The organism is Ruminococcus sp., assembly GCF_045129435.1.
Lineage (GTDB): Bacteria > Bacillota > Clostridia > Oscillospirales > Acutalibacteraceae > Ruminococcoides.
In genome coordinates this window covers 1-7,560 of record NZ_JBGVJL010000114.1, presented here as the reverse complement: position 1 = coordinate 7,560, position 7,560 = coordinate 1, and the positions used below count along the sequence as shown (strand labels likewise).

The following is a 7,560-nucleotide window of genomic DNA, read 5'->3' as shown; positions in this document are numbered from 1 at the left end:
ATCATACTTACCGCTACATTATACATTGGAAATCTGTATTGACCGCATTTTTCGCAATACGGAATCATTCCTTCGCCCTCAAGCTTTCTAAGTGTAAGTTCTGCACCACATTCGTGGCAATGTTTTTGAATCATATTATTCCTCTCAAAATATTCATATATAGTATAAATTCTATCATTTACTTATAAAAATAAAAACAACTAACACAAAATGTTAGTTGTTTTTATGGTGCGAGTGACGGGACTTGAACCCGTACGTCGTGAAACACACGCCCCTCAAACGTGCCTGTCTGCCTATTCCAGCACACTCGCATTTATTTAATATTTTAATACCTCTCGGCAACGATATATATTATATCACCACATAATAATTTTGTCAACAGTATTTTGAAAAATATTTTATAATTCTTCAATTTTATTCTCATTCTGTTTACAAGACTATACTTATATTGACAAGAAATATTTAGTGTGTTATCATCAGTTTTAAATTGAGATAATAACACAGGAGTCATTCATTATGAAAAAAGCTATTTTATTTGATTTAGACGGCACATTGTGGCACACAAGCGATGTTATTCTTCCTATATGGAACGAGGTGCTTAAAAACCACCCTGAAACCACAAAGCAGATTACGCTTGAAGAAATGAACAGCTATATGGGCAAGACTATTGAGCAGATTGCGGCTATTATGCTCCCTGAACTCAGCGAAGAAAACGGCGTGAGCATTATCAGAGAATGTTGTGCTGTTGAAGTGCCTTATCTTGAAAAATCAGGCGGTCATTTGTACGACAATCTTGAAGATGTGCTTAAAAAGCTTTCTGACAAGTATTTTCTCGGAATTATCAGTAATTGCCAGTGTGGTTATATTGAATCATTCTTAAAAGCACACAAGCTTGCAAAATATTTCTCAGACTTTGAAATGTCTGGCAGAACTCAGCTTACAAAAGGCGAAAACATCAGCCTTGTTATTAAAAGAAACAACATAGACTCAGCTTTCTATGTTGGCGACACTATTGGCGACCAGATTGCATCAAAAGATGCAAATGTACCTTTTGTATTTGCTGAATACGGCTTTGGCAGCACTAAAAATCCCGATTACACAATTCATACTTTTTCTGATCTTCTTGAGATTTCAGAAAAGGTATTTGCTGAATAATTACACATCTTCTTTTGTTGCATCATCGTTATCTTCTCTATCTTTCTCAGCTTTATAATAAATAATTGTAGGCTTATGAGATTTGCTGTTATGCTTATTATGGTTTATATACATCACAACGAACACAACGGCTACGATAGCTATAATAATGATTGCAGTAACTATTAAAATTAATTCACGCATAAAAACATCCTCACATTTTATTGATTAATTCAATTATAAATGTGAGGATGTAAATTTTTTAATGAATTATGTAGATGAAATTATTTTGTAAGGAAATAATTCATCATTGTAAAGCCTTTTTCAATGTAATTGCCGGTTTCCCTTGCTTCTTTTTCGCAGAATGTCTTTACACCGCTTTCAATCTCATTTTTGCTGTCATAAATAAGATATGGTACAGGTGTAGAGGTATGTGTGCGAATAGAAAGCGGAGTTGGGTGGTCAGGGCATACAAGGACTGCAAAATCATCATAGCCCTTTAAAAATTCAACTACAGGGCCGAGAATATGTTCGTCAATCATTTCAATAGCCTTTACCTTGTTTTCTATTTCACCACGATGACCACACTCATCAGGTGCTTCAACATGAACATATACAAGGTCAGCACCGTTTTTGAATTCCTCAATAGCAGCTTTGCACTTACCATCAAAGTTAGTATCAAGATATCCTGTTGCACCGTCAACATCAACGCTGTTCATACCGGCACAGATTGCAATACCCTTTAAAAGGTCAACGGCAGAAATCATACTGCCCTTTTTGCCGAATTTTTCACTGAAATTATCAAGCAAAGGCTTAGTACCCTCGCCCCAGAGCCAAATTGAGTTTGCAGGACGCTTGCCTCTTGCAATTCTTGCTTTATTAACAGGGTGATCCTTTAAAAGGTCATAGCTCTTTTTCATAAGGTCATAAAGCTCATCTACAGCTTCACCCTTTGGAATATAGTCTGTAATTACCTTACCTGTAATGTCATGAGGCGGTGTAAGAACACCCGGATGTGGATTGCCGTTGCTCCAAACCAGGCAATGACGGTATGATACACCGGGATAGAAGCGGAACTCATCATTTCCGAGTTTTTCCTGAATGTATTCAATAAGAACTTTTGCTTCCTCTGAAGAAATATCATCAGCACAGTAGTCAAGGATTGTCTTGTGCTCGTAGTCCTCATCATCAGAGAGCGTAACAAGGTTGCATCTTAATGTAACATCTGTATCTTTTAAATCAATGCCAATGCTTGCAGCCTCAAGCGGAGAACGACCGCTGTAATAAATAGCCGGTTCATAGCCTAAAACAGACAGGTTTGCAACATCACTGCCGGGCTTCAAACCCTCTGCAACTGTCTTTACAATACCTACCTCAGCTTTAGCGGCAAGGCTGTCCATACAAGGTTTATTAGCCTTTTCCATTGGTGTAGAATTACCAAGTGCCTCGTTTGGCTCATCAGCCATACCGTCACAAAGCATTACCAAATATTTCACTTTAATCTACCTCTTTACTATTATTTTTGCAATGTGCCAAGACTTGCACATTTGAGATATGCGTTAATAAAGCCGTCAATATCGCCATCCATAACAGCCTGAATATTACCGGTTTCGTATGAAGTACGGTGATCCTTAACCATTGTATATGGCATAAATACATAGCTTCGGATCTGACTGCCCCATGTAATTTCTTTCTGAACACCCTTGATGTCCTCAATTTTATCGAGATGCTCTCTCTCTTTGATTTCCATAAGTTTTGAAACAAGCATTTTCATAGCCACATCTCTGTTCTGATACTGGCTTCTTTCAACCTGGCTTGCTACAACAATACCGGTAGGAATATGAGTAAGACGAACAGCAGATGAAGTTTTGTTGACCTTCTGTCCACCTGCACCGCTTGCACGATAAACATCCATTTTAATGTCCTCGGGAGCAATGTTTATTTCAATATTATCGTCCATTTCAGGCATAACCTCAAGAGAAGCAAAGCTTGTGTGTCTTCTGCCTTGTGAGTCAAAAGGAGATACTCTTACAAGACGGTGAACGCCTGCCTCGCTCTTTAAGTAGCCATAAGCATTTTCGCCTTCAATAAGCAGAACAGCACTTTTAAGTCCTGCTTCGTCACCGTCAAGGTAGTCAACCTCTTTAACTTTAAAGCCATGAGCGTCTGCCCAACGGTTGTACATTCTGTAAAGCATTTCTGCCCAATCCTGAGCCTCAGTACCGCCAGAACCTGCATGAAATGTAAGAATTGCATTATTTTTATCATATTCGCCTGTAAGGAGTGTCTGTAGTCTTTGCTTTTCAAGACTTTCCTTTACACCCTCTGCCTCACTCTCAGCCTCATCAAGGAGAGATAAGTCCTCTTCCTCATTTGCAAGCTCGATTAAAGCACAGGTATCCTCATACTTTGCAACCAAGGCTTCGTAAGCCTCAACCTTGCCTTTTAATGCACCTGTACGCTGTAAAACCTTTTGAGATTTTTCTACATCATCCCAAAATCCCGGCTCGGTAGCTTTAAGCTCAAGCTGCTGAATCTCTGAAAGCATGCCCTTCATACCAAGAGCGTCTGACAAATCGTCAATTTCAGGCTTAAGAGCCTGTACCTTTAACAATAATTCCTCAAATTGTACCATAAAATATACCATTCCTGTCTTAATTTGATATATAGTTCTAAAAATAAGATTACTATTTCACATACTATTTTATTATATCAAATATGCGGGTAAATGTAAACTGTTTTTTATCAATAAGAAAACAGCATAATAATTTATTCTCTGTTTCCCGCTGCATATTCACCTGTATTAACATCAAGAACTTCTCTGGCAGGTTGTATCAACGATTCTTCATACTGTACATTCCATTGAACATTTATACTCATATTGTCGTTTTCAAGTCCGTCTATATGATCACCGCTTTTAATAGGGCATTCATTATCATAAATATAACTAAGAACATTATATGCGTGATATACAACACTATCAGGATTTAAAGTGTTAAAATGATATTGAACATCAGGCAGCCATACTGTACTCATACCAACGGAATCAACTATCATATCATCTGTTCCCTGAATATTAAAAAACCTGACATTGACTGCATAATTAATAAACCTTTGTTCCTTTGGAATATCGCAAGTTACAATACTTTTCCTCGATAACATTTTATTTGAATTGCCTGCAATAAAAGCCCTGCAAGTAGGAAACATTTCAGCCAAAGCTTCTATAAATTCAACAGACATATTTGCCCTTTCTTTATAGTCCATTGCAGCAGCTAACATATCCATTCCCATCACTTGATACTTACATTTTTCAAGAATTTCAGTTCCGTCAGGGCAATCCCATAACTGCGATAATTCCAATTCATTTAAAATAGGTTCTTTTATTTTAATACATTCGGTAATTATAAGCTGCGGATTTATATCGGCATCTTTGAAATGAGCTATATAATTTTTAGGTATAAAACTTACCGATGTTTTACTATAAGAAAAGCAATCTACTTTGCCAAGATGTTTTTTCATTATTTCATTCATTACCGATTGCTGAGGCATTTCGCATTTTTCTTCAAATAACAGATGTACAAAAAATACGGTTCCGGGGTTAGGTGCTTTTTCATTCAGATTTTGTTGAAAAATTTTTTCTTTATTATCAAGCATTACCATTCTCCTATCACAAAATAATTATATTTTATCTGTAATTTTTCCGTCTTGCGAAACACTGAGTTTGCCGCTATTAATCGCATTTTCAACAGCAAAGCCTACTGTGATTTCTATCAAACTGCCTGTTCTGGTAAATCTGAATTTTTTAGCGGTTTCTTTTATAAGGTCGGATTTGAGCATACTTCCCTGTTCGCATAGGACCTGAACAACTGCATTTAATATTTCATTAGAAGGAATGTCATCTATGTTACGCTTATCGGCATTTGAGTCAGCCACTCTGAAAAATTCGTATTCATCAGGCTTTTGTTCAGGTTTCCAGATGAATATTACTCCGTTGTCTGAGGTTTCAGAGTGCATAATTCTGCCGAGAACACTGTCGAGCAAAGCCTCTGCCCTTGTTCCCGAGCGTGAAATACCATAGGCTGAAAGCACAGTTTTATACAAGGCTTTTTTGCTGATTGGTGCTTGCACAGATATAACCTTAAACATCAACTTTTGAATTTCCACATTTGCCGCTGCCGAGTAAAAGCTGTTAGAATCACCGAGAATTTGCATAGGAACGCTTTCATAAGTTCTCTGTCTTGTCTGACTGCTCACATCATCGGATGTATCAATTTTTTCAAACTCAATGTTCTTTGTTTTTACAACTTCTGTTGTTTTCTGCTTTTCGTTTTTATTAGCAACAGCCTGTTCAATCTCGGATTTAATTTTATCAATTACACGGGTTGAATTATCAAGCCAGTCAAGAGTCCAGACACGCATAATCTTCCAGCCAAGTCCGGTAAGTACATCGGGCTGTAAAACAAATCTATCCTTAGAAGTAGCGGAATTTTTACAATTTTCGCCGTCTGCAAGAATGCCGAGAATGTAATTATCAGGGTTTTCGGGGTCAACTGCACCGATGTCAATTTTATATTCCGAGCAGCCTATATTACAGTTTATTTTATAGCCAAGCTTTTCTATTTCCTTAGCTATTTCTTCTATAACTGTATTATCAACAGACTTGCTGATTTGTCCGTCAGGAATAACGATATTGCGATTCTGAGCGGCAAATTTAAGAAAGCCTTTTAATCCCTCGACTCCTAAAGCCCTTGTGCGTGATAAATCAATCTGCTCAGGGGTAAGAGTTGAATATACCATCATTTCCTGTCTTGCTCTTGAAATAGCAACATTAAGTCTTCTCCAACCGCCGTCACGATTAAGAGGACCAAAGTTCATAGATACTTTTCCGTCCTTATCAGGGCCATAGCCAACTGAAAACAGAATTACATCTCGCTCATCACCCTGTACATTTTCAAGATTTTTAACAAATACAGGCTCAGCCGACTCGCTGTCAAGCTTTTCAAGGTCAGGGTGCTTTGCAAATTCATCAGCAAGCATATCTTCAATTAAATTCTGCTGAATAATATTGAATGTAACCACACCGATACTCTTTGTTCTGAGTTCTTCATCAGACAATCTGCGAATTATCTCATTAACCACAGCCTGTGCCTCTGCTTTGTTCTGTTTTGTACCGCCCTTGTCATAGTAACCGTCAATATGTATAAGCTTAACGGCTGATACTCTGTCATTTGGTGATGGGAAAGTATAAAGCTTATTGTCATAATACTTCATATTGCTATACGCAATAAGGCTTTCGTGGCGTGAACGGTAGTGCCACTTCAAGTACATCTGTGGCATTGAAATTGAAAGGCAATCATCAAGCAAGCTTTCGAGATCTTCATTTTCTATGTTTTCTTCGTCAATTCTGTTTGATTTAAAGAAACTTGTAGGTGGCAATTGATTAGGGTCACCGACTACTACAACATTTTCTCCTCTTGCAATAGTTCCGACAGCCTCGCTTGTCGGCAGCTGTGACGCCTCGTCAAACACAACAAGGTCAAATTTAGGGAATGACGGGTCAATGTACTGTGCAACCGAAATCGGGCTCATAAGCATACATGGGCAAAGTCTGCGTAAAAGTGTAGGAATTTCATTGAACAGTTTTCGTATTGACATCATTCTACCGTTGCTCTTGATTGCTCTTTTGAGTATTCCTAGTTCTGATGATGCACTCGCTGTGCCAGAAACCGGCACTTGTGACGAAAGGGTTGCAACAAGCTCTTGAATTGTAAGCTGAGAATATTCATCAATTAATGCGTGATATTCGCTTATAGTCTGTTCAAAGCTGTTGCTCCTAAAGCTTGCAAGGCTTTCATCAGCAGAAATATATTTAAGTGCAAGAGCATAATAGACATTGCAGTTAAAGGCATAAACAGCGTCTTTTTTATCAACTTTTCCGCTTTCAACTGCATTGCAAACACACTCAAGATTTTCATTTTTAAGCTGTTCTCGTTTAGCATTGTACTCGGTAACTGCGTACAGCTTATCAATATTTTTGCTTACACAATCAAGAATTTCATAGGTTGAATTAAGCCAGTTGTTATCCTGCTCTGCTGAATTAATTCTGAAATTTTGTGTGAGCTGAGTCCATTTAGATATGTAATTGTTCACACAATTTATATCATTTGCAAGCTGAGAAAGATTGACATTTTTAAATGCGGCAATTATTGTTCGCTTATCGTTTTCATTATATATAGAAAGTGCATTGTAAACTGCGTTTGACTTATCAAGTGCCTGCTTATAATCTGAACCTAATTCATTAATAAAATAACTAAGCTCATTTTCACAACTCAAATTCTCACTATGCAGCTTATTTATATTAATTAGTCGCTGATACCAATTAACGATATTTTCCTTAGTAACGGCACCCGGCATAATGCAATACTG

The 7,560-nt window shown here is 37.5% G+C and carries 6 protein-coding genes and 1 tRNA gene; 1 reads left to right on the top strand and 6 read right to left on the bottom strand.

The features are described from left to right. Positions 1 to 226: 226 nt before the first annotated feature. Positions 227 to 311 (bottom strand) — tRNA-Leu (locus ACJMMI_RS05705). A gap of 205 nt (positions 312 to 516) precedes the next feature. On the opposite strand from ACJMMI_RS05705, the gene ACJMMI_RS05700 reads away from it, so the two are divergent. Continuing rightward, a complete protein-coding gene (locus ACJMMI_RS05700; protein WP_405354242.1) occupies positions 517 to 1,155 on the top strand; it encodes an HAD family hydrolase in 639 nt (212 codons plus the stop codon). Here ACJMMI_RS05700 and ACJMMI_RS05695 read toward each other — a convergent pair whose 3' ends face one another. The 5 genes from ACJMMI_RS05695 to ACJMMI_RS05675 form a co-directional block, all read right to left on the bottom strand. Continuing rightward, on the bottom strand, positions 1,156 to 1,338 hold the full coding sequence (locus tag ACJMMI_RS05695; protein WP_405354241.1) for a hypothetical protein: 183 nt from the start codon (positions 1,336 to 1,338) through the stop codon (positions 1,156 to 1,158). It abuts the gene before it with no gap. A gap of 80 nt (positions 1,339 to 1,418) precedes the next feature. Beyond that, positions 1,419 to 2,630, bottom strand: a complete 1,212-nt coding sequence (locus ACJMMI_RS05690; RefSeq protein WP_405354240.1) for a cofactor-independent phosphoglycerate mutase — start codon at positions 2,628 to 2,630, stop codon at positions 1,419 to 1,421. 20 nt (positions 2,631 to 2,650) lie between these two features. Then, positions 2,651 to 3,769 carry a peptide chain release factor 2 gene (gene prfB / locus ACJMMI_RS05685; protein ID WP_405354239.1) on the bottom strand — a complete coding sequence of 373 codons (1,119 nt, stop codon included), beginning with the start codon at positions 3,767 to 3,769 and terminating at the stop codon, positions 2,651 to 2,653. 134 nt (positions 3,770 to 3,903) lie between these two features. Beyond that, positions 3,904 to 4,788: a DUF4261 domain-containing protein gene (locus ACJMMI_RS05680; protein WP_405354238.1), complete on the bottom strand. Its 885-nt coding sequence runs from the start codon at positions 4,786 to 4,788 to the stop codon at positions 3,904 to 3,906. A gap of 24 nt (positions 4,789 to 4,812) precedes the next feature. Beyond that, the coding region (locus ACJMMI_RS05675) for a DUF3320 domain-containing protein (RefSeq protein WP_405354237.1) at positions 4,813 to 7,560 on the bottom strand (2,748 nt) is incomplete at its 5' end.

Excerpts from the sequence above, each read along its gene's own strand:
- ACJMMI_RS05700 (WP_405354242.1), top strand. The coding sequence starts at position 517 with ATGAAAAAAGCTATTTTATTTGATTTAGACGGCACATTGTGGCACACA.
- ACJMMI_RS05695 (WP_405354241.1), bottom strand. The coding sequence starts at position 1,338 with ATGCGTGAATTAATTTTAATAGTTACTGCAATCATTATTATAGCTATC.
- prfB (WP_405354239.1), bottom strand. The coding sequence starts at position 3,769 with ATGGTACAATTTGAGGAATTATTGTTAAAGGTACAGGCTCTTAAGCCT.
- ACJMMI_RS05680 (WP_405354238.1), bottom strand. The coding sequence starts at position 4,788 with ATGCTTGATAATAAAGAAAAAATTTTTCAACAAAATCTGAATGAAAAA.